The sequence below is a fragment of the Allobrachymonas chironomi DSM 19884 genome (assembly GCF_000374625.1).
Lineage (GTDB): Bacteria > Pseudomonadota > Gammaproteobacteria > Burkholderiales > Burkholderiaceae_C > Brachymonas > Brachymonas chironomi.
In genome coordinates this window covers 1-22,031 of record NZ_KB894772.1, presented here as the reverse complement: position 1 = coordinate 22,031, position 22,031 = coordinate 1, and the positions used below count along the sequence as shown (strand labels likewise).

The 22,031-nt window shown below is 62.1% G+C and carries 22 protein-coding genes and 1 pseudogene; 9 read left to right on the top strand and 14 right to left on the bottom strand.

Translation table 11 applies throughout. The annotated features are described in order from the left end of the window. Window position 1: 1 nt before the first annotated feature. Window positions 2-295 carry a helix-turn-helix domain-containing protein gene (locus tag C513_RS0108995; protein ID WP_003050003.1) on the bottom strand — a complete coding sequence of 98 codons (294 nt, stop codon included), beginning with the start codon at window positions 293-295 and terminating at the stop codon, window positions 2-4. A gap of 106 nt (window positions 296-401) precedes the next feature. Here C513_RS0108995 and C513_RS0108990 point away from each other — a divergent pair, with 106 nt between their 5' ends. Beyond that, window positions 402-1,049 carry a substrate-binding domain-containing protein gene (locus C513_RS0108990; protein ID WP_020307796.1) on the top strand — a complete coding sequence of 216 codons (648 nt, stop codon included), beginning with the start codon at window positions 402-404 and terminating at the stop codon, window positions 1,047-1,049. Between the two features lie 83 nt (window positions 1,050-1,132). Here the strand turns inward: C513_RS0108990 and C513_RS0108985 are convergent, their stop codons facing one another. From C513_RS0108985 to rpe, 4 genes are all read right to left on the bottom strand, one after another. Next, the gene (locus C513_RS0108985; protein ID WP_003060765.1) at window positions 1,133-2,413 is read right to left on the bottom strand and encodes a tyrosine-type recombinase/integrase; all 1,281 of its coding nucleotides are present in this window, start codon (window positions 2,411-2,413) and stop codon (window positions 1,133-1,135) included. Between the two features lie 191 nt (window positions 2,414-2,604). Beyond that, a complete protein-coding gene (gene trpE, locus C513_RS0108980; RefSeq protein ID WP_018715720.1) occupies window positions 2,605-4,104 on the bottom strand; it encodes an anthranilate synthase component I in 1,500 nt (499 codons plus the stop codon). A gap of 227 nt (window positions 4,105-4,331) precedes the next feature. Next, a complete protein-coding gene (gene gph / locus C513_RS0108975) occupies window positions 4,332-5,048 on the bottom strand; it encodes a phosphoglycolate phosphatase (protein WP_018715719.1) in 717 nt (238 codons plus the stop codon). Continuing rightward, a complete protein-coding gene (gene rpe / locus C513_RS0108970) occupies window positions 5,045-5,725 on the bottom strand; it encodes a ribulose-phosphate 3-epimerase (protein ID WP_018715718.1) in 681 nt (226 codons plus the stop codon). Before rpe ends, gph begins: the two co-directional genes overlap by 4 nt. Window positions 5,726-5,789: 64 nt before the next feature. Here rpe and apaG point away from each other — a divergent pair, with 64 nt between their 5' ends. Genes apaG through C513_RS0108950 form a run of 4 tightly spaced genes read left to right on the top strand, consistent with a single transcriptional unit; the run spans window position 5,790 to window position 9,928 of the window. Continuing rightward, window positions 5,790-6,218, top strand: a complete 429-nt coding sequence (apaG, locus tag C513_RS0108965; protein WP_018715717.1) for a Co2+/Mg2+ efflux protein ApaG — start codon at window positions 5,790-5,792, stop codon at window positions 6,216-6,218. A 12-nt stretch (window positions 6,219-6,230) separates the two neighbouring features. After that, entirely contained in the window at window positions 6,231-8,339 is a 2,109-nt protein-coding gene (locus C513_RS0108960) for a site-specific recombinase (protein WP_018715716.1), read from the top strand. 8 nt (window positions 8,340-8,347) lie between these two features. After that, a complete protein-coding gene (gene thiL / locus C513_RS0108955; RefSeq protein WP_018715715.1) occupies window positions 8,348-9,358 on the top strand; it encodes a thiamine-phosphate kinase in 1,011 nt (336 codons plus the stop codon). Window positions 9,359-9,367: 9 nt separating this feature from the next. Next, window positions 9,368-9,928 carry a phosphatidylglycerophosphatase A family protein gene (locus C513_RS0108950; RefSeq protein WP_018715714.1) on the top strand — a complete coding sequence of 187 codons (561 nt, stop codon included), beginning with the start codon at window positions 9,368-9,370 and terminating at the stop codon, window positions 9,926-9,928. Window positions 9,929-9,937: 9 nt separating this feature from the next. Here C513_RS0108950 and C513_RS13140 read toward each other — a convergent pair whose 3' ends face one another. Continuing rightward, window positions 9,938-11,284: a DUF445 domain-containing protein gene (locus C513_RS13140; RefSeq protein WP_083927388.1), complete on the bottom strand. Its 1,347-nt coding sequence runs from the start codon at window positions 11,282-11,284 to the stop codon at window positions 9,938-9,940. A gap of 160 nt (window positions 11,285-11,444) precedes the next feature. On the opposite strand from C513_RS13140, the gene cysK reads away from it, so the two are divergent. Further along, entirely contained in the window at window positions 11,445-12,362 is a 918-nt protein-coding gene (gene cysK / locus C513_RS0108940) for a cysteine synthase A (RefSeq protein ID WP_018715712.1), read from the top strand. Between the two features lie 104 nt (window positions 12,363-12,466). On the opposite strand, the gene htpX is transcribed toward cysK, so the two are convergent. From htpX to C513_RS0108900, 8 genes are all read right to left on the bottom strand, one after another. After that, window positions 12,467-13,339, bottom strand: a complete 873-nt coding sequence (gene htpX, locus C513_RS0108935; protein ID WP_018715711.1) for a protease HtpX — start codon at window positions 13,337-13,339, stop codon at window positions 12,467-12,469. A gap of 125 nt (window positions 13,340-13,464) precedes the next feature. Next, window positions 13,465-14,238 carry a DUF3025 domain-containing protein gene (locus tag C513_RS0108930; RefSeq protein WP_018715710.1) on the bottom strand — a complete coding sequence of 258 codons (774 nt, stop codon included), beginning with the start codon at window positions 14,236-14,238 and terminating at the stop codon, window positions 13,465-13,467. 5 nt (window positions 14,239-14,243) lie between these two features. Then, window positions 14,244-15,281: a dihydroorotase gene (gene pyrC, locus C513_RS0108925; protein ID WP_026320711.1), complete on the bottom strand. Its 1,038-nt coding sequence runs from the start codon at window positions 15,279-15,281 to the stop codon at window positions 14,244-14,246. A 46-nt stretch (window positions 15,282-15,327) separates the two neighbouring features. Then, on the bottom strand, window positions 15,328-16,065 hold the full coding sequence (locus tag C513_RS0108920; protein ID WP_026320710.1) for an amino acid ABC transporter ATP-binding protein: 738 nt from the start codon (window positions 16,063-16,065) through the stop codon (window positions 15,328-15,330). A gap of 28 nt (window positions 16,066-16,093) precedes the next feature. After that, the gene (locus tag C513_RS0108915) at window positions 16,094-16,759 is read right to left on the bottom strand and encodes an amino acid ABC transporter permease (RefSeq protein WP_018715707.1); all 666 of its coding nucleotides are present in this window, start codon (window positions 16,757-16,759) and stop codon (window positions 16,094-16,096) included. A 2-nt stretch (window positions 16,760-16,761) separates the two neighbouring features. Continuing rightward, complete coding sequence (locus tag C513_RS0108910) at window positions 16,762-17,520, bottom strand: amino acid ABC transporter permease (protein WP_018715706.1); 759 nt, start codon at window positions 17,518-17,520, stop codon at window positions 16,762-16,764. Window positions 17,521-17,710: 190 nt separating this feature from the next. Then, window positions 17,711-18,670, bottom strand: a complete 960-nt coding sequence (locus C513_RS0108905) for an amino acid ABC transporter substrate-binding protein (protein WP_018715705.1) — start codon at window positions 18,668-18,670, stop codon at window positions 17,711-17,713. Window positions 18,671-18,771: 101 nt separating this feature from the next. Beyond that, window positions 18,772-20,589, bottom strand: coding sequence for an ABCB family ABC transporter ATP-binding protein/permease (locus C513_RS0108900; protein WP_026320707.1), 1,818 nt, complete (start codon window positions 20,587-20,589; stop codon window positions 18,772-18,774). A 434-nt stretch (window positions 20,590-21,023) separates the two neighbouring features. Here C513_RS0108900 and C513_RS0108895 point away from each other — a divergent pair, with 434 nt between their 5' ends. The 3 genes and pseudogenes from C513_RS0108895 to C513_RS0108885 form a co-directional block, all read left to right on the top strand. Beyond that, on the top strand, window positions 21,024-21,539 hold the full coding sequence (locus tag C513_RS0108895) for a hypothetical protein (protein WP_156816086.1): 516 nt from the start codon (window positions 21,024-21,026) through the stop codon (window positions 21,537-21,539). A 70-nt stretch (window positions 21,540-21,609) separates the two neighbouring features. Beyond that, window positions 21,610-21,747: pseudogene (locus tag C513_RS13920) on the top strand (IS3 family transposase); the annotation flags it as partial. Between the two features lie 51 nt (window positions 21,748-21,798). Beyond that, a partial coding sequence (locus C513_RS0108885) for a transposase (RefSeq protein WP_018716275.1) occupies window positions 21,799-22,031 on the top strand: 233 nt, incomplete at its 3' end.

Sequence of the window (22,031 nt, the reverse complement as noted above, 5' to 3'; positions counted from 1 at the left end):
CTTAAGATTGGGCATCGGCACGAAGATTGCGTTCCGTTGCACTCATCAGCTCTGCCGCACTTATGCTGAGGGCAGCGGAGATTTTCAGTATCAATGCGAGCGTGGGCATGTGCTCCCCACGCTCGATCTTGCCCATATGCGAGCGAGCTATACCAGCCATGGACGCGAATTCATCCTGAGCGACTCCCTGCGCCAAGCGGGCAGCACGCACCGCTTGGCCGAAGGCCAGTGCCGGCTCGGCTTCATAGGTGGTTGTGCCAGGGGGGCGGCCCGGTTGAACGCTGCGCTTCTGCATCACCAGAAGCGTCGATCAATCGACCGAATTTAACCACGTTAAAGATATCTCTTTTGGCTATCATGGTGGCTCGCCTTTTTGATCCGATCGCTTTGTGGGGGCTCTCATGCACGACGCCACCAGCCAGTTTTCCTTTTCCAATTTCAGGCTTGCCATAGCGCCTGGCGTACCGTCATCGCATCTTTCGGCATTGCTTGCGTTGCAGCGTGCGGAAGAGCCGGAAGTCACCATTTCGTTTCATGAGGTCACAGCCGATGATTTGATTGCGGGACTTCGGGAAGGCCGCTACGACGCGGGCATGACGCTTGAAGGATCGAGCGATCCGTCGCTGAAAAGCCAACCTCTATGGACCGAGAACATGGCCGTCGCCATGCCGTTGCGCTTTCCCTTACTTGACCAGGCGAAGCTCACGATCGCCGAACTGTTGGACTACTCCGTCTTTCGCTGGCCTGCAGAGAATTGCCCTTTGCTGGATCAGCGGCTGCCTTCTCTTCCCGCGGTGAGTCAACAGAACATTCAGCGTGTCTCTTCCTTCGAGATGATCGCGCTATGGGTCGCTGCCGGCTACGGCGTCGGGGTATCCGCGCAATCGCGCATTGAGCATGCGCAGGGATGGGGCATTCACACACGGCCGCTGTCTGACGGACCCTACGAGATCGTGACCCACCTGCAGCGGCCCTGCGGACAAGCCGACGTTGTTTCAGAGCGGTTCGAGCGCAGAGCACTGCAGGTCGCCAAGAATGCTCCAACCTAGTCGAGTGCCAATGTCCTCGTTCTGCGTCTTCAGTTCAAGGTGCTACACGTGCATTAGGCATTCCACTCGCCAAGCAGCAGACATCACTCGCGCTCTATGACACGGAGCAGCGCCGTTCTACGCTTCGACATGGGGCCAAACGCCTTCGTGACCCCTTCAACGGGTTTCCCTGCCTGCAATGAGTCAAGGATGTCAGCCCAGTCCTGCATGATTACCTTGCGGGACTCCACAAACTTCGTGTGATCGTAGGGCGCGCGCGATGAGTCCTTGCTCTTTTTGGAATGAGCGAGTTGAAGATCGACCCGCTTCTCCGGATATCCCAACAGTCCAAGGATCGTCGTTGCGGTCGAGCGGAAGCCATGGGACGAAAACCGTCCGCCATAACCCATGCGCTTGAGTGCTTGATTGAGCGTCGTTGCCGACATCACTTGTCCCGGCTTTCTGTAGCTCGGGAACAATACTTTGCCGCCGCCAGTTAGAGCATGTAGTTCCCTAAGAGCGGCCACCGCCTGCCGTGACAGGGGAACCAGATGGGGGCGTCGCATCTTCATGCGCTCGGACGGAATCGACCACATGGCGTTGTCCAGGTCGAACTCTTCCCAGGAGGCCTTGCGCAGTTCTACGGTGCGCACGTAGGTCAAAGCCATCAGCTTGAGGGCGAGGACTGTCGTCTGGTAACCCCCTTCGTTGTCCACACGATTGAGAAAGTCCGGGATCTCTGCCCATGTCAACGGAGGGTTGTGGCGGACCTGAGGGCGCTTGACCAGTCCCTTGAGCAAGGCGGCAGGATCGTATTCGCAGAGACCTTGGGCAGCCGCATAACTGAAGATTTGCCCACACCACTGGCGGATGAGGATCGCCACAGTCTTCGCGCCACGAGCCGCCACATCCTTGATGATGGGGCGCAGATGTGGAGCCCTGATGCTGCTGATCGGCAACTTGCCAATCCGGGGGAAAACATCCTTCTCAAGGTAGCTGGTGACCTGGTTGGTGTAGTACTCGCTCCAGTGAGCATTGCTGACGATCCACTCCCGAGCAACGGTCTCGAACGTGCGTTCGTATGTGTCGGCCTGGAGGGCGATCGCCGCCTTTTTCTCCACGATGGGGTCGAGGCCCTTCTTGACCAACGCCTTTGCCCGGTCCCGTTCCGCACGGGCTGCCTCCAGCGTGACCTTTGGGTACACCCCGATTGAGTACACCTGTTCAGCGCCGCCCAGCCGGTAGCGGTACCACCAGAGCTTGGAGCCGTTGGGCTGAACGCGCAAAAAGAGGCTGCCTCCGTCCCGGAGTTGGTACACCTTGGGCCTGGGCTGCGCCGTTTCCACTTTGCGCGCCGAGAGAAGATTGAGTGCTGTGAGTGCCATGTGTATAACGCCTCCAGTTTGGCCCGTTACACACTCCATTACACACATGAGCACTGGATTTGTCCAGCTTTCAGAATCGCTCGATGGACGATCAACCCTTTAAAAACATAGACTTAGAGTTGTTCCATGGAGGTTGATAGACGCCAGTAGACCTCAATCGTAGTTATCGACCATCAGGACGCGGATCTTGCTCATTGCAGGCCCTCCTCCACCAGTTCTGCGGCACGCAGCAGCGCGCGTGCCTTGTGTTCGGTTTCACGCCATTCCATTTCGGGCACGCTGTCGGCCACCACGCCGGCCGCCGACTGCACGTAGAGCATGCCGTCCTTGACGATGCCGGTGCGGATGGCAATCGCCACATCCATATCGCCGGCATAGCTCAGGTAGCCGCAGGCACCGCCGTAAATGCCGCGCTTGACCGGTTCCAGCTCGTCGATCAACTCCATGGCGTGGATCTTGGGCGCGCCGGTGAGCGTGCCCGCCGGGAAGGTGGCACGCAGCACATCCATGTTGCACATGCCGTCCAGCAGCGTGCCCTGCACGTTGCTGACAATGTGCATCACGTGGCTGTAGCGCTCGATGGCAAAGGCTTCGGTCACCTTGACCGAACCGGTCCTGGCGATGCGGCCGATGTCGTTGCGGGCCAGATCGATCAGCATCACGTGTTCGGCACGCTCTTTGGGGTCGTTGATCAGCTCCTGCTCTGTCGCCAGGTCGGCCTCGGGCGTGGCACCACGCGGGCGGGTGCCGGCCAGCGGGCGGATGGTGACGCTTTGCGAGCCATCGGCCTCGTGCTCGTGGCGCACCAGGATTTCGGGCGAGGAGCCGATGACCTGGAAATCCCCGAAGTGGTAGTAGTACATGTACGGGCTCGGGTTGAGCGAGCGCAGCGCACGATAGAGGTTGAGCGGATGCGCGGCAAAGCGCTTCTGCAGGCGCTGGCCGACCTGCACCTGCATGAAATCGCCGGCGGCGATCAGGTCCTTGCCGCGCTGCACCGCCTGCAGGTAATCGTCCTTGGCGAAGATGCGCTCGACCGGCTCGCTCTGGTAGACGCTGGTGACCGGCGGCACGGCCGGCTCGTTGAGGCGCTGGCGCAGTGTGCGCAGGCGCTGATGGCCGCGGCTGTAGGCCTCGGGCTGGGCCGGATCGACATAGACCAGCAGATAGAGCTTGCCGGACAGGTTGTCGATGACGGCAACTTCCTCGCACTGCAACAGCAGGATATCGGGCGTGTGCAGGTCATCGGGCGGGCAGGAGGCTTCGAGCTTTTTCTCGATGTAGCGCACCGCGTCGTAACCGAAATAGCCGGCCAGACCGCCGCAGAAACGCGGCATGCCGGGGCGTACCGCCACCTTGAAGCGCTGCTGGTATTGCGCAATGAAATCGAGCGGGTTGCCGCTGGCGGTTTCCACCACCTGGCCATCCGTGACGACCTCGGTGCGCGCATCGGCACCAAAGCCGCTGGCGCGCAGCAGCGTGCGGGCCGGCAGGCCGATGAAACTGTAGCGGCCAAAGCGTTCGCCACCGACCACGGATTCGAGCAGGAAGCTGTTGCGGCCGCCGTATTCGGCATGGGCCAGCTTGAGATAGAGCGAAAGCGGGGTTTCCAGGTCGGCAAAGGCTTCCAGCATCAGCGGGATGCGGTTGTAGCCCTGGGCGACCAGGCTCTTGAATTCAAGTTCTGTCATGGGAGATCCATCGGGATGAGGGACGGTGCGCGCCATGCAGCATCGCCGCGGGCCTTGCGCCCACACTATAAACCGCCCCGACCAACATCAGGCAGCACCCGTCAGACTGCGGGTGCACACCACCAGCGCCTCAGCAGGCGCAGCAGGCCGCACAGGGACGCCAGGGCCAGGCTCCCCGGTCGGCACGACCTCGGGTGATGTTGCGATGGATGAACATGCGAACCAGTTTAACAAATCGCTGCGGAACGTGCCAAGGGCTCGCCCTGCAACTGCGCCATGCTCGACAGATAGCCCTGCGCTGCCACCTCGCGGATCGGCTGGCCATGGTTGTAGCCGTAATCGACCAGCAGCACGGGACAGCCGGCCGCATGCGCCGCCTGGGCATCGTTGCTGGAGTCGCCGAGCATCAGGGTCACGGCGGGATCGGTGCCGAGAGCGCGTGCGGTTTCGAGCAGCGGCAGCGGATCAGGTTTCTTGCGCGCAAAGGCATCACCGCCAAAGACACAGCGGAAATGGCCGGCAATGCCCAGCCGCTGCAGCAGCACTTCGGCGTGCACCTGCGGCTTGTTGGTGAGACAGGCCAGCGGCAGGCCGAGCGCCTGCAGCTGTTCCAGCCCCTGTTGCACGCCATCGAACAGGCGACTTTGCTGGCCGTTGATCTCGCCGTAATGGCGCTGGTAGCTGGCGAAGGCGTTATCGAACAGGGCGGCATCGGCACCGACCTGTTGCAGCGTGCTGCGGATCAGGTGCTCGGAACCCTTGCCGACCAGCTGGCCGATGCTGGCGCGCGCAATGGCCGGCTGGCCGAGTTCGGCCAGCATGGCGTTGAGCGCCAGGTCGAAATCGCCCATGGTGTCGACCAGGGTGCCATCGAGATCGATCATGACGGCCTGCACCGGCAACGGCTGTTGCGCATCAGGCCAGCGCAGGGACACCAGGCTCATGCCAGTGCCTTGCGCATGTCGCCGATGACGGCGGCGTAGTCGGGCTTGCCGAAGATGGCGCTGCCGGCGACAAAGGTGTCGGCTCCAGCATCAGCGACACGGCGGATGTTGTCGACCTTGATGCCGCCATCGACCTCGAGACGGATGTCCTTGCCGCAGGCATCGATGCGCTTGCGCACGGCCTCGATCTTGCGCAGGGCGCTGTCGATGAAACCCTGGCCGCCGAAACCGGGGTTGACGCTCATGATCAGGACCAGGTCGATGTCGTCGATCACCCAGTCGAGCACATCGAGCGGCTCGGCCGGGTTGAACACCAGGCCGGCCTGACAGCCGGCGGCCCGGATCGCCTGGATGCTGCGGTGGACGTGGGTGCTGGCATCGGGATGGAAGCTGATCAGGTCGGCACCGGCCTGGGCAAAAGCCTGCGCCAGGGCATCCACCGGCTGCACCATCATGTGCACGTCCAGCGGCACCGGCTGGCCGTCCGGCGTGACGGCGTGCGGCTTGATGGCCTGGCAGATCATCGGGCCGAAGGTGAGGTTGGGGACGTAGTGGTTGTCCATGACATCAAAGTGGATCCAGTCGGCTCCGGCGGCAATCACGTTGCGCACTTCGTCGCCCAGGCGGGCAAAATCGGCCGAGAGAATGGAGGGGGCAATACGGTAAGTGGTGCTCATGTCTGGTATTGTCGTGCATCTTGCCGCCATCTGCGCGGATGTTCGTCGTGTCTGATCGGAGCCCATGCCAGATTTCAACCCCGCCCCCTCCAGTGATTACCAGTTGCAGATTGAGGTACGTCCGGAATACCTGCCGGAGGAATCGAATCCTCCGCGCCAGTACCTGTTTGCCTATCATGTGACGATTACCAATACCGGCAGCATTCCGGTGCAGGTGATTGCGCGTCACTGGATCATCACCGATGCCTACAAGCACGTGGAAGAAGTGCGTGGCCTGGCCGTGGTCGGTCACCAGCCGCTGCTGGAACCGGGTGACAGTTTCACCTACAGCAGCGGTACGCCGCTGCGCACGCCCGAAGGACGCATGGAAGGCAGCTTTTTTTGCGTTGCCGTCGACGGCACGCGCTTTGACGCCCCCATCACTCCGTTCCTGCTGCAGGCCCACGACCAGGGCCCCGAGCCGTCTGCTCCCGCAGGCCGCGTGCTGCACTGACCTGCCCTGCTGATGACGCAAGAGATCGACGACAAGCTCCAGTACCTGCTCAATACACTGGATCCCGATGCCAGCCTGGCGCAGCGCCACCTCTGGCTGTATGGCGCCATGGCCTGGATTCGTGGCGATGACGAGGACATCCAGAAAGCCGTGGGCCGGGTACGCCAGCTGCTGTCGACCGTGCAACCGATGACCGAATGGCGACTGCGCTGGCGCGAATGGTGGCTGCGCTTTGTCACCGATATCGACGTCACGCCACTGCTGGCCGATGCCGGCTTTGCACCGCGCAACGCCTTTGTCAGCGAAATGGCACACCGCCTGCGCAAGAAGATCATCCCCGCCACGCCGGAAACCACCGATCTGGGCGAGCTGTTCGTGCTGCTGTTCCCGACGCTGTTCGATGCCCAGTGGATCAAGGCGCTGGACGAGAAAACCCTGCAGCAGCTGGGAACCGTGCTGCTGCAGCCCATGGCACAGGAAGAGCAGGATCCGGTCACCAGCGATCTGAGCCAGGCGCTGGAAGCACGCGAAACCGCCCTCACCCAGATGGCGGGCATGGATACGCCCGGCGCGGCAGAACTGAGCTACTGGCAGGAAATCCTGATCGATGCGATCTCCTACAGCCTGAGCCAGATCAACGCGATCGGCTTTGCCAGCGAAATCCGCACCCGCATGTCAAATACCGAAGACACGGCGCGCGTTTTCCACGAACTACCGGTCGCGATGTTCAGCTTTGTGCGCGTGCTGCGCCTGCATGGCGCCCAGTCCGACGCGGCGCGGCTGTCGGCGCAGATCCTGCGCGGCAAGCTGCAGGCCAGCAAGGTGGCCATCAGCACCGTCTACGACCATCTGGACCAGCATGGCATCTCGGTCGGCATCGTGTTCATGCTCAAGCAGGTGCGCGACCGGGTGCAGCGTGTGAACCAGCTGCTCGATTGCCTGATGAGCGAACAGCAGATGCTGTCGGCGGCCCGCATGATTTCGCGCCTGGTGCGCATCAGCCGCGACCGGCGCAGCCTGCGCAAGCTGTGGCAGGAAAACACCCACCTGACGGCGGCCAAGGTAGCCGAGCGCCATGCGCTATCGGGCGAAAGCTATATCACGCGCAACTTCCATGACTGGCGTGCGCTGCTCGGCAAGGCCTTTGGCGGTGGTCTGGTGATGGGCGTGGCGGTCTGGTTCAAGTTTGTGCTGGCAGCGCTGGCGCTGTCGATTTTCTGGACCGGCCTGAGCGCCGGCATCAACTATGCGCTGGCCTTTGTCGTGATCCAGCTGATGCAGTGGACAGTGGCCACCAAGCAGCCGGCCGTGACCGCACCGGCCATGGCGGCCAAGCTCAAGAATATCGATGCCCCCGACGCGATTCCCGCCTTTGTCGACGAGGTCGCCCACCTGTTCCGCTCCCAGGTGGCGGCAATTGTCGGCAACCTGCTGGCAGTCGTGCCGATGGCCATCCTGATCTCGATGGCGCTGCTGCACTACACCGGCTCGCCGATGATTTCGGATGGCGTGGCATTCCGCACCATGGCCAGCCTGGACATCATCGGCCCGACCGTACTGTTTGCCGCCATCACCGGCGTGCTGCTCTACCTGTCCAGCCTGATTGGTGGCTGGCTGGAAAACAGCTTTGTGCTGAACCGGCTCGATTCCATCATCGCCCACCACCCACGCTCACGCCAGCTGTTCGGCACCGAGCGCGCTGCACGCTGGAGCCAGTGGTGGCGCGAAAACATCTCCGGACTGGGCGCGAATATCTCGCTCGGCCTGATGCTCGGCCTGGTGCCCTCGTTTGCCCAGTTTTTCGGCATCGGCTTCGAAGTGCGCCACGTCACGCTGGCCGCCGGCCAGCTGGGTGCCGCTGCCCACACACTGGGGCTGGAAGTGCTGCAGATGCAGCAGTTCTGGCTGGCGCTACTCGGCGTTGCGCTGATCGGCCCGATCAACGTGATGGTCAACTTCTACATGGCCTTCCGTACCGCCCTGGCCGCACAAAACGTGCAGCGCGTGGATCGCCACCGCATCTACGATGCCCTGCGCAACCGTGCGCTCTACACGCCATTCACCTTCTTCTTCCCGCCTGCCGGCACCAGCGGCAACGGTGACGGCAAGCCTTCGGATTGAGTCGCGCCATGTCCGCCGCCTACGGTGAATTCGACCTGATCCGCCGCCATTTCCGGCGCGAACGGCCGCTGCGCCAGGCCACCCTCGGTATCGGTGATGACTGCGCCCTGCTGACCCCGGCAGCCGGCCAACAGCTGGCCATTTCCACCGATCTGCTGGTGGCCGGCCGCCATTTCCTGGCCGATGTGGACCCGTTCACGCTCGGCCACAAGTCGCTGGCCGTGAACCTGAGCGATCTGGCCGCCTGTGGCGCCCGCCCGCTGGCCTGCACACTGGCGCTGGCCTTGCCCGAGATCGATGACGACTGGCTACAAGCCTTTGCCGCCGGCCTGTTTGCCCTGGCCGATGCCCATGGCTGCGAACTGATCGGCGGCGACACCACGCGCGGCCCGCTGACCATCGGCATCACGGTGTTTGGCGACGTGCCGCCCGCACAGGCCCTGCTGCGCAGCGGTGCCCGTCCGGGCGATGGCATTTACGTCAGTCACGGTGCAGATCAGGGGCTGGGCGATGCCCGGCTGGCGCTGCAGCTGCTGTTGCAGGAAGATCCCGCCCTCGCCCGCTGGCCCGCAGCCGTTCGCGCGCAGCTGCTGCAGGCCACGCGCGCGCGCCTGGAACAGCCGCAACCGCGCGTGGCACTGGGCCTGGCCTTGCGCGGACTGGCCAGCGCCTGCTGCGACCTCAGCGATGGCCTGTCGGGCGATCTCCGCCATATCCTCGATGCCTCCGGCTGTGCCGCGCTGCTGCAGGCCCCTGCGCTGCTGCAGGCCGCCAGTCCCGCGCTGCGCCAACAGGATGCGACACTCGCCCTGCCCTATGCGCTGGCCGGCGGCGATGACTACGAACTGCTCTGGACCGCGGCACCTGAACACCACCAGCAGGTGCTGTCTGCGGCCCAATCCTGCGGCCTGCAGGCCACCTGCATCGGCCGGATCGAGGCCGGCAACGGCCTGCGCCTGCAGCAGGCCGATGGCCACATCGCTCCGATTGCGTCCACTGCCTTCGACCATTTCCGCTGAACGCGTATCATGCTGCCCATGTCACGCCCAGCCCCGCAAGCCCCCCGCCGCCCCGATCTGGCCTTCACCTTCAGCCACCCGGCCCATGCCCTCGCGCTGGGAATGGGATCGGGCCTCGCGCCCAAGGCACCGGGTACCGCCGGCACACTGTTTGCATGGGCCAGCTGGCTGCTGCTGGCCAGCTGGCTGCCAGCGCAGGCACTGTGGTGGCTGCTGCTGTTGGCGATTCCGCTCGGCTGGTGGGCCTGCACCGTCACGGCACGCCACATGGGCGTACAGGACCCGGGCAGCATCGTCTGGGATGAGGTCGCGGCCTTCTGGCTGCTGCTGCAGGTGCTGATGCTGCAACTGCCACTGCCCCTGCTGTCCGGCAGTGCCCTGCTCTGGCAGCTGCTGGCCTTCGTGCTGTTCCGCTTTTTCGATGCGGCCAAGCCGCAGCCGGTACGCTGGGCCGATCAGGCCTTCAAGGGCTGGGGCTGGCGCGGCGGCTGGGGCATCATGTTCGACGACCTGGTGGCTGCCCTGTGCAGTGCAATCGTGCTGTCCGGCCTGCTCTGGCTGCTGCGTTAAGACACCACATCAGCGCACCGCTGCCGTGATCATCGTCATCAGGCTACCGCTGAACAGGGCGTGCAGCACCAGGCCCGCCAGGCCGCCAATCAGGGTGCCGTTCAGGCGAATGAACTGCAAGTCCTTGCCCACGCTGCGCTCGATCTCCTGCACCATGTAGCGCGTATCCCAGCCCTGCACGGTCGCCCGGATATGCTCGGGTGCGATCTGGCGCAACTGCTCGGTCAGATGCTCGACGGCAATCTCCAGCTGCTGGTTGGCCGCATCCTGCCAGACCGGATCATCGCGCAACTTCTGCCCCAACTGGGCGGCATAGCGCTCGAACTGCGCCGCAATGACGGAATCGCTGCCGGACAGGTCCTGGCGCAGCCAGTCACGCAGACGCTGCCAGAGCTGGCTGGCATAGCCCTGCAGCGCCGGATGCAGCAGCAGCTCGGTCTTCAGCTTCTGCACGCGCTGCTGCATGTCGAGATCATGCTCCAGCCGCTCCATCAGGCGCAGCACCTCCTCCGCATAATGCTGGCGTACCGGATGCCCGGGATCGCGCAGCACCACCTGCACCTCGTCGATCAGGGCCTGCGCCAGCCGGTCAGCCAACCGGTCGGCGATGTCCTCGGTGTAGTCCAGCTTGTCGACAAACCAGGTCATCTTCGGATACTCGCGGCGCGCCATCTCGATCATCTTGTCGGCAATCAGCAGGCGGATCTGCGGCGAACCGACCCAGTCCGACACCTTGATCAGCGCCGTTTGCAGCACCCGCTCATGGTGCCCGCCCTGCGTCAGCATGTTCACCAGCTGCACCGCCGTGGGAGCCGCATTCCAGTCATGCAACTGACGCTTGATAATGGCCAGCAGATCCCGCTCGAGTGCCGGGCTGTCCAGCGCTGCCACCGACTGCGCTGCCCACTGCTGCAGCTGCGTTGCCAGATAGCGCACCCGCTCCGGCGTACTCAGGTACTCGCCAATCCGGCGCGCCGGATTGAGCGACTGGATACGCGGCAGCAGCACCGCCTTGTCGAGAAACTTGTCGCGCACGAACTGCGCCAGGTTGTTGGCAATGCGCTGCTGGTTGCGCGGAATGATGGCCGTGTGCGGAATCGGAATGCCCATGGGATGGCGGAACAGCGCCGTGACGGCAAACCAGTCCGCCAGCGCTCCTACGGTTGCCGCTTCGGCAAACGCCGCCACCCAGGCCCAGATGCCGGTCCGGCCAAAATGCACGCTCAGTGCCAGCAGCGCCACCGACAGCAACAGCGCACCCAGTGCAATACGCTTCATGTTGCGCAGGCCGCGCGCCTGCTCGGCAGCACGCAATTGCACATCCAACACCTCGGGAGAAGAATCGCTTGGCTTCATGCTGCCATTGTGCACCCGGTAATACCCCTATGCGGCACAGGGATTCAGCCAAGTCCGCGATTTGATTGATGGGTATCGATATAACCCAAAGCTATGTTTTTTCCCTGCACAATGGCCCGATCGATTCCCTCATTTCTACTGACAATAGCCAGGAGACTGCATGAAAGCCCAATCCGTTCTCGACACCATCGGCAACACCCCGTCCATCCGATTCAGCCGTCTGTTCCCGGGTGAACAGCAGGTCTGGGTCAAGGCCGAGCGCTTCAATCCCGGCGGCTCCATCAAGGACCGCATCGCCCTGTCCATGATCGAGGCGGCAGAAAAATCCGGCGCACTCCAGCCCGGTGCCACCATCATCGAGCCCACCTCGGGCAATACCGGTGTCGGTCTGGCCATGGTTGCTGCCGTCAAGGGCTACAAGCTGATTCTGGTGATGCCGGAAAGCATGAGCGTGGAGCGCCGCCGCCTGATGCTGGCCTACGGTGCCAGCTTCGATCTGACCCCGCGCGAAAAAGGCATGAAAGGCGCCATCGCCCGCGCCGAGGAGCTGGCAGCCCAGACCCCGGGCGCCTGGATTCCGCAACAGTTCGACAATGCTGCCAACCCGGAAGTCCACGCCCGCACCACGGCACAGGAAATCCTGGCCGATTTCCCCGAAGGCCTGGATGTGCTGATCACCGGCGTCGGCACAGGTGGCCACATCACCGGTGTGGCGCGCGTGCTCAAGGCCGAGTGGCCGCAACTCAAGGTCTATGCCGTGGAACCCACGCTGTCGCCCGTGATCAGCGGTGGCCAGCCCGGCCCGCACCCGATCCAGGGTATTGGTGCCGGCTTCATCCCCACCAACCTGGACACCAGCCTGCTGGACGGTACGCTGCAGGTCGATGGTCCCACTGCCATGCAATTCGCCCGCGATGCCGCCACGCGTGAAGGTCTGCTGGTCGGCATCAGCACCGGGGCCACGCTGGCTGCCATTGCCGCCAAACTGCCCGAACTGCCGGCCAACGCGCGCGTACTCGGCTTCAACTACGATACCGGCGAGCGCTACCTGTCGATTGAAGGCTTTCTGCCGGCCTGATCCTCACCGCCACTGAGCCGAACAGGAAAGCGCCCCGCAGGACACTGCGGGGCGCTTTGTCATGGTCTCGGTGACGGCCTCTGCACCAGCAGACCAGCCGTGGATCAGCCCTGCTGCATCAGGCGCGCCACGCGCTCTTCCAGCGGCGGGTGGGTGGAGAACAGCTTGCCCAGCGCACCGGTGATGCCAAAGGCCTGCATGCCTTGCGGCAGCGCACCCGGCTGCAGGCTTTGCAGACGCTTGAGCGCATTGACCATCGGACGGCGGCTGCCCATCAGGCGCGCCGAATCGGCATCGGCACGGAATTCGCGCTGACGGCTGTACCAGGCGACGATGATGGACGCCAGGAAGCCCAGCAGCACATCCAGCACCATGGTGGTGATCCAGTAACCGATGCCCGGGCCGGAGTCGTTGTCGCTGCCCCGGCGCAGGAAACCGTCTACCGCATAGCCAATCACGCGGCTCAGGAACACCACGAAGGTGTTCATCACGCCCTGCATCAGCGCCATGGTCACCATGTCGCCATTGGCCACGTGCGCCACCTCATGGCCCAACACGCCTTCCACCTCTTCCCTGGTCATGCTTTGCAGCAGGCCGGTGGACACCGCCACCAGTGCCGAGTTCTTGAAGGCACCAGTTGCAAAAGCGTTGGGCTCACCGTCATAGATGCCGACTTCCGGCATGCCGATTTTGGCTTCCGTGGCCAGACGACGCACGGTATCCACGATCCAGGCCTCATCGGCATTGCGCGGCTGGTCGATCATGTGCAGACCCATGCTGCTCTTGGCCATCTGCTTGCTCATCAGCAAGGAGATGATGGCACCGGTAAAGCCGATCACGAAGGCATACACCAGCAGGCTGGTGTAGTTGATGCCCTGGGCCGTCAGGTAGTGGTTCACGCCCAGCAGGCTGGTCACCAGCCCCAGCACCGCCACCACGGCCAGGTTGGTCATCAGGAACAGGAAAATTCGTTTCATGGTCTTGCTTTCTCTTCACGGGTGCAGCGCGCTGCACGGGTTGCTGTGGCGCGCCCACACGAACGCGCGTTATGCAGATGGGGATCATCATGCCAATTCCCATCTCTGCCAGCCAGAAAATACCATCAAATTGTGATTTTTTCAGGTGGCGGGCGCCGCAGCGGCCGGAATACCGAAGTGTCATCATAGAAATGCGGATCGGCATTTTCCGGCCACCAGCCCGGTACGCCCAGCACCGGCAGGTGCACATAAGGCTTGGGCACCAGCGTGGTCTCGCCCAGATCCTGCGCCAGCCAGTCATCCCAGGCCGCTTGCCAGCCCGGTGCGCCCATCGCCGGCAGCGCCTCTGGCACCCGGTAGACGTGCGCCGTGATGCTCTTGAAAGGCTGCACCAGCTGCTCCAGCAACGCATGGCCAAACAACAGGATGTCGCATTGCGCCCACAGGGTTCGCTGCCGCCCAAACAACTCCTGCCAGCGCTTGTGCGCCAGTGCCTGCCACAAGCTATCCGGTCCGCGGAACAGTGCCACGTTTTCATCAAACAGGGTCAGCGCATCACGCAGCGGTCCGCGCGTGCCCACGCCTCCCAGACGCGCCAATTCGCCCGCCTGCAGCAGGTTCAGCCGCCGCTTGGCACGCCGAAACTGCAGCCACATCAGGCCATTGAAGAAATCATGCAGATTCTCGCGCGTCGGCACCTGCAGCGTATCGAAGATGAACTGCTCATAGGCCACGCCCTCGGGCAAGGCCGCCTGCGGCACAAAGCGCACACCGGCCTGCCGGGGAAATCCATTCAGGGCCGATGGCAAATCGCCCTGCTGCCGCCAGGCCGCATGCAGATCCTGCGCCAGTGGCTGGTGGCAACCGGCCAGCCAGGGCGCAGTCCAGTCAGGTGTCACGGCACTCAGGCCGCCACGCGCCAGCCCAGTGTCTCGCCAGCACGCAACGGTGTCAGCGTGGCTCCGGCACCATAGCTGTAGTGGGCAGGCACGTCCCACGCCTGCTTTTCCAGCGTCAGCGTCGTGCTGTTGACCGGCAGGCCATAAAAGGCCGGGCCATGCAGGCTGGCAAAGCCTTCCAGCTGGTCCAGCGCACCGGCCTGCTCGAAGGCCTCGGCATAGAGCTCCATCGCCGCATGGGCGGTATAGCAGCCGGCACAGCCGCTGGCGTGCTCCTTCAGGTGCGAGGCATGCGGCGCGCTGTCGGTGCCCAGGAAGAACTTGCCGGAGCCGCTGGTAGCAGCCTCCACCAGCGCCACGCGATGCAACTCGCGCTTGAGCACCGGCAGGCAGTAGTAGTGCGGACGAATCCCGCCGGTAAAGATCGCATTGCGGTTGTACAGCAAATGGTGTGCCGTGATGGTGGCCGCCGTGTACGCGCCCGCCTCCTGCACGTACTGCGCCGCATCGCGCGTGGTGATATGTTCGAACACCACCTTCAGCTCCGGGAAATCCTGGCGCAGCGGATGCATCACGCGGTCGATGAAGACGGCCTCACGGTCAAACAGGTCGATCTCGCTATCGGTCACCTCACCGTGCACCAGCAGCAGCATGCCATGGCGCTGCATGGCTTCCAGCGTGGCGTAGGTCTTGCGTACATCGGTCACGCCGGCATCGCTGTTGGTCGTGGCACCAGCGGGATACAGCTTGCAGGCCACCACGCCCGCTTCACGCGCACGCGCGATCTCCTCGGCCGGCGTGTTGTCAGTCAGGTACAGCGTCATCAGCGGCTTGAACTCCACGCCCTGCGGCACCGCCTGCAGGATGCGGCTCCGGTACGCCAGCGCCTGCTCCGTGGTGGTCACCGGCGGACGCAGGTTGGGCATGATGATGGCGCGGCCAAACTGGGCAGCGGTATGCGGCACCACGGTGCGCATGGCGTCTTCGTCACGCACATGCAGGTGCCAGTCGTCGGGGCGGGTAATGGTCAGTCTAGTCGTCATGGCGGTTGTGACAAGGGGCCTTGCCGGCCCCTTGTCTGTCTGGTTGTCAGTGTTGCAGGATCTTGTTGAGGAAGTCCTTGGTGCGTGGCTGGCGCGCCTCGGGATTGCCAAAGAATTCCTCCTTGGAACAATCCTCCAGGATCTTGCCGCCCACGTCAATGAAGATCACGCGGTTGGCCACCTTGCGGGCAAAGCCCATTTCGTGCGTCACCACCATCATGGTCATGCCTTCCTTGGCCAGCTTGACCATCACGTCCAGCACCTCGCCCACCATTTCCGGGTCGAGCGCCGAGGTTGGCTCGTCAAACAGCATCACCACCGGATCCATGCTCAGCGCCCGCGCAATCGCCACGCGCTGCTGCTGGCCGCCGGACAGCTGGCCGGGGAACTTGTCCTTGTGCGCCATCAGGCCCACGCGATCCAGCATCTTCAGGCCACGCGTCTTGGCTTCGTCAGCCTTGCGGCCCAGCACCTTGATCTGGGCGATCGTCAGGTTGTCGGTCACCGACAGGTGCGGGAACAGCTCGAAGTGCTGGAACACCATGCCCACCTGGCTGCGCAACTTGGGCAGATTGGTCTTGGGATCGGTCAGCGAGGTGCCGTTCACGATGATCTCGCCCTTCTGGATCGGCTCCAGGCCGTTCACAGTCTTGATCAGCGTGGACTTGCCGGAGCCGGACGGACCGCAGACCACGACCACGTCGCCCTTGTTGATATTGACGGAGCAATCCTGCAGTACTTGCACCGGGCCGTACCACTTGGAGACATTCTTGATTTGAATCATGTGTTCAGACATTTGGGGGATCTCCATGTCAACGGATGATGGCAATCTTCTTGTGGACGCGCTTGGCAATCCACGACAGGCTGTAGCACAGCACGAAATAGGCCAGCGCGGCCATCAGATAGGTTTCGGTGGTGCGGCCATAGTTCTTGCCCGCGGTCTCGAAACCCTTCAACAGGTCATAGGCGCCAATCGCATACACCAGCGAGGTATCCTGGAACAGGATGATGGTCTGCGTCAGGAACACCGGCAGCATGTTGCGAAAGGCCTGCGGCAGCACCACCAGGCGCATGTTCTGGCCATAGCTCATGCCCAGCGCCTGACCGGCAAACACCTGCCCGCGCGGAATCGACTGGATACCGGCACGCACGATCTCGCTGAAATAGGCGGCCTCAAACGCCACGAAGGTGATGATGGCCGAATACTCCGCGCCAATCGAACGCCCGATGATCATCGGCACCAGCAGAAAGAACCACAGGATCACCATCACCAGCGGAATGGAGCGCATGCCGTTGACATAAATCGCCGCCGGCACCTCCAGCCACTTCTTGCCGGACAGGCGCATCAGCGCCAGCACCGTGCCAAACAGGATGCCGCCAATCGTGGCCACAATCGTCAGCACGATGCTGAACTGCAGGCCCTTGAGGATGTAGTTGCCGAAGAACTCGGCGTCCAGGAAGGAAAAGCTCAGGTTCATGGTCAGTGCCCTCCCGCCGTGCCGCTGGCAACAAAGCCGGGCAGTTGCGCCTTCTTCTCGATGTAGGCCATGATGCGGTTGATCACCAGCGCCGAGAAAATGTACAACGCCGTCACCGCCAGATAGACCTCGATCAGGTGCGCGGTCTCTTCACCGGCCTGCATGGCAAACTGGGTCAGCTCCGGAATCGAGACGGCAAATGCCACCGAGGAGTTCTTGAAGATGTTCATCGACTCGCTGGTCAGCGGCGGAATGATCATGCGGTAGGCCATCGGCAGCAGCACATAGCGGTAGTACTGCGGCGTGGTAAAGCCCAGCGCCATGCCGGCATACCGCTGCCCCTTGGGCAGTGCCTGAATGCCGGAACGCACCTGCTCGGCAATACGCGCCGACGTAAACAGGCCCAGCGCCAGCACGACCAGCACAAACGGCGGCACGTCCTTGGCCACCGGAATCAGCGCCGGCACCACGTGGTACCACAGGAAAATCTGCACCAGCAGCGGGATGTTGCGGAACAGCTCCACCCAGGCATTGCCAATGCGAACCAGCCAGGGGCTGTTCGGCAGGGTACGCATCACGCCAATGATGGAGCCCACCACCAGGGCAATCACCAGCGCCACCAGCGCCACCGATACCGTCCATCCCCAGGCAGAAATCATCCAGTCCAGATAGCTGACATCCCGCCCGCTCCCCAGACATCCGACGATGCCGTCGCCGGTCACGATGTCCTTGCAGAACACCGACCAATCCAGACTATTCATGCGCCCTCTCCTTGTTGCTGTTTTCGTACCGCCACGGCGCCTGACAGTACCAGACCTCCCTCTGGCCTGTCTGCCGGCTTCAAACAGACTGGGGCGTCATGCTACACGAGATCGTCTGACCCGCATACCATGGTCGCCCCAGACCAGGATAGCCGGCCATCCATGCCCACTGGCACGGATGGCATCGGCATTACTTGGCGTAGTCTTCCATCGGCTTGTCATTGGGGGTGGCCCAAGCCTGCTTGGTGCTTTCGGGCAGCGGCAGGTTCAGCGTCACGTTGGCCGGCGGAATCGGCTGCATGAACCACTTGTCGTACAGCTTGGCCAGGGAGCCATCGGCAATCTGGCGCTTGATGCTGTTGTCCACGGCTTCCTTGAACTTGCTGTCGCCCTTGGGCAGCATGCAGGCGATCGGCTCGACGTTCAGCACTTCATCGAGGAACACGAAGTCCTTCGGATTCTTCGACTTGGCGATATTGGCGGCCAGGATGGAGCCATCCATCACGAAGGCATCAGCGCGACCGGATTCCAGGATCAGGAAACTGTCGGCGTGGTCCTTGCCCATCACTTCCTTGAAGTCCAGGCCATCGGCACGGCTGTGCTTGCGCAGCGTTTGCACCGAAGTGGTTCCGGTGGTGGTCACGATGGTCTTGCCCTTCAGGTCGGCAATCGACTTCAGGCCCGACTTGGCGTTCACCGCCACGCGCACTTCCTCCACATAAGTCGTCACGGCGAAGTCCACATCCTTCTGGCGCGCCAGGTTGTTGGTGGTGGAGCCGCACTCGAAATCGATGGTGCCGTTCTGCAGCAGCGGAATGCGGTTCTGCGAAGTGATCGGCTGGTAGTTGATCTTCAGATCCGGAGCGCCCAGGTCCTTCTTCAGGTCATCCACGATGCGCTCGGCCATTTCGGTATGGAAGCCGACATACTTGCCGTTGCCCAGGGTGTAGCCCAGACCGGAAGATTCACGCACCCCCAGGTTCACCACCCCGGAGGTCTTGATCTTGTTCAGGGTATCGACAGCGCGGGCAGAAGCAGCAGCGCCGCTGGCAGCACCGGAGGCAGCATTGGACGGGGCATCCTTCTGGCCGCACGCCACCAGGGTCAGTGCAGCAGCTGCACAGGCAGCAGCAATCAGACTTTTACGCATTGATGTATCTCCTTGAGTCGTTCAGTCCGCACGGTCGGACGCAATTTCATTCTACGCAAAATCCGGGGGATGTTTTCCTGCAATCGAATATAGAAGCACTTTCATTCCGCCTGCGACTGTTGCAAATTCCACATTTCCGCGTAGCGCCCTCGTTGTAACAACAGGCTGGCATGGTCGCCACGCTCCACGATGCGGCCCTGTTCCATCACCAAAATCTCGTGGGCATCCACCACGGTAGACAGCCGATGTGCAATCACCAGCGTCGTCTTGTTGTCCGCCACCTGACGCAGCTCGGCCTGAATCGCGCGCTCGGTAGCCGAGTCCAGCGCCGAAGTCGCTTCATCCAGCACCATGATCGGCGGATTCTTCAGCAGCGCCCGGGCAATCGCCACCCGCTGCTTCTCGCCACCCGACAGCTTCAGGCCACGCTCCCCCACCATGGTCTGGTAACCCTGCGGTGTGGAAACGATGAAATCATGGATTTTCGCGGCCTTGGCCGCCGCCACGATATCATCCTGCGTCGCATCCGGTCGACCATAGCCGATGTTGTAGGCCACCGTGTCATTGAACAGCACGGTATCCTGCGGCACGATGCCGATCGCGCGCCGTACACTGTCCTGCGTCAGATCGCGCACATCGTGACCATCCACCGTAATACGCCCTCCCTGCACATCGTAGAAACGGTACAGCAGCCGTGCCAATGTCGATTTTCCGGCACCCGATGCCCCCACCACGGCTACCGTTCTGCCAGCCGGAATCACGAAATCCAGCTCCCGCAAAATCGGCCGGGCAGCATCATAGTGGAAATCCACCTGCTCGAAACGGATCTCGGGCAGCCGCGCACCCAGCTGCAGATCCGCGGCCCCCGGCCTGTCCTGCACCTCGCGCGGCGTATCAATCAGCGTGAACATCTTGTCCAGATCCGTCAGGCTCTGCTTGATCTCGCGGTACAGCACGCCCAGGAAATTCAGCGGAATGTAGAGCTGAATCATGAAGGCATTCACCATTACCAGATCGCCCAGCGTCAGGCGTCCATCCACCACTCCCTGGGTTGCGCGCCACATCATCACCACCAGCGCAGACGCAATAATCAGCTGCTGACCGGCATTCAGCAGACTGAGTGATCGCTGGCTCTTCAGTGCCGCCTGACGGTAGGCTTCCAGCTGCTGTTCGTAGCGACGTGTTTCATGCGCCTCGTTATTGAAGTACTTGACCGTCTCGTAATTCAGCAGGGCATCGATCGCCTGGGTGTGTGCCGCCGAATCCAGCCGGTTCATTTCCCGGCGAAAGCGTGTACGCCACTCGGTCACGCTCACGCTGAACGTGATATACGCCAGCAATGCCACCAGCGTGATCCAGACAAAACCCATGTCAAACCTGTACGCCAGAATCCCCAGCACGATGCTGACCTCGATCAGCGTTGGCAGGATGCTGTACAGCGAAAACGAAATCAGTGCGTGCACGGCACGTGTACCACGCTCTATGTCACGTGTCATGCCGCCGGTCTGCCGCTCCAGGTGAAAGCGCAAGCTCAGGCTGTGCAAATGCGCGAAAGTCTCCAATGCAATACTGCGCGCAGCGCCCTCGGTGGCCTTGGCAAACACCAGTTCCCGCAGCTCGGTGAACAGGGATGTACAGAAACGCAACAAGCCGTAGGCCACGATCAGACCCATCGGCACCACCAGCACGGCTGCCGGATTGCCTGGCTTGATCTGCATGGCATCCACCAGTTCCTTGAGCAGCAGTGGCACGCCAATATTGGCCAGCTTCGCCATCACCATCAGCATCAGCGCAAACAGCACACGCCAGCGATAGCGCCACAAATACGGCAGCAAACGCTTTAGCGTTACCCAGTCCCGGCGCTGCTCCGGCCGTACCGGAACCTCTGCCTCCCGGGAACTTCTGCTCATTCCTCTCATTGCACTTTCCTCAAATAAATCATGACGTTAGCCGAATGTCGAAGCAAATTCAAGACAATTTTGGCATTTGAACCGGTGCTACTGGGACTTTCCCTGATACCCGGCATTTTATTGATGTAGATCAAAAAAATTGCAATTAGCCACATGCCTCATCCCACACGCTCCGGATCAGCTACTGACGGCAATTTGTGCATAGCAGCAGCGTACGTGCAACATCTCGCTTTATCTTCAGATAACTTACGCGAAGTGAAACTATGACAGTGCAAAAGCTATGTTGCATGATTGTGACAATCAGATGAAACGCACGAAATTTATAGTCTCATAGATGTATACTACGATTTCTTTAGGACTAGGCATGCAGTATATTGGCACTAAAGATCAGTACATGCTTCCATGGGTGAAGCATGCCCTCAACGCGAACTCGAATACATATCTTGAAAGTTCCAACTGACACCACAGCAGGCGAGCCACACACCGCCGCCCTCGAACTCACATTGCCACGCCTTCTTGCTCGTCTGGTAGAACGAGGCCGAGCAGAACTGCACACCAAGGACATCATGCGCCCGCAAGCCTATGCCTTCTACCGCATGGATGCCCACATCATCCTCGAATGCTGCGGAGACGGGCTCTTGAAAGTCAGCATCATTCCGCAGCAACTGGTCTGCCAGCGTGGATGGCGCTGCCCGGCCACGTTGCGCACCATCGTGGAATCGCTGGTCAGCCGCCTCATTCATGCCCATGGCTACCGCCAATGGTGCCTGCTGGAGGCAGACCAGTCCTACGAGGAATTTGAAAAACCCGCGACAGCCTACTTCCGCATGCTGCATCCCGGCGACATTCCTGGCGGCTACCGCGACGATGGCAGTGCACCACGCTACGCAGTACAGGAATGCCTGCCGCATGAACCAGGCATCAGCAGGGATCTGTTGAATCCTTACCTCTCCTGGTAAGCAAGGAGAGTTTTCTTCCCCTTTAACGGCCTGTGAGGATCCTCCTCGCAGGCCGTTCTTCATATGCGTCCAGCAAGGCGCACTGATGGCGGTGTCTGCCGGCGTAGCTGTAGTGCCCGCCTCGGAGCTGGCGACAGCCCGCGCCGAAATTGCCAAACTGCAGCGCGTGCTGGGCAAAACGAGCTTGGAGAATAAAATCCTCAAGGAAGTGAACCGCCCCGGGTTTGGAGGAGGCCCCAACTCTTGAGAAGATGGAGCCATGAACAAGTCCAACAAGTTTTCCCCGGAAGTGCGCGAGCGCGCTGTGCGCATGGTGCAGGAGCATCGAGCCGAGTACCCTTCGTTGTGGGCAGCTATCGAATCGATTGCGCCGAAGATTGGCTGTGTGCCGCAAACCCTGCACGATTGGGTCAAGAGAGCCGAGATCGACGCTGGCCTGCGTGCGGGTACCACGACCTCGGATGCGCGACGCATCAAGGAACTGGAGCGCGA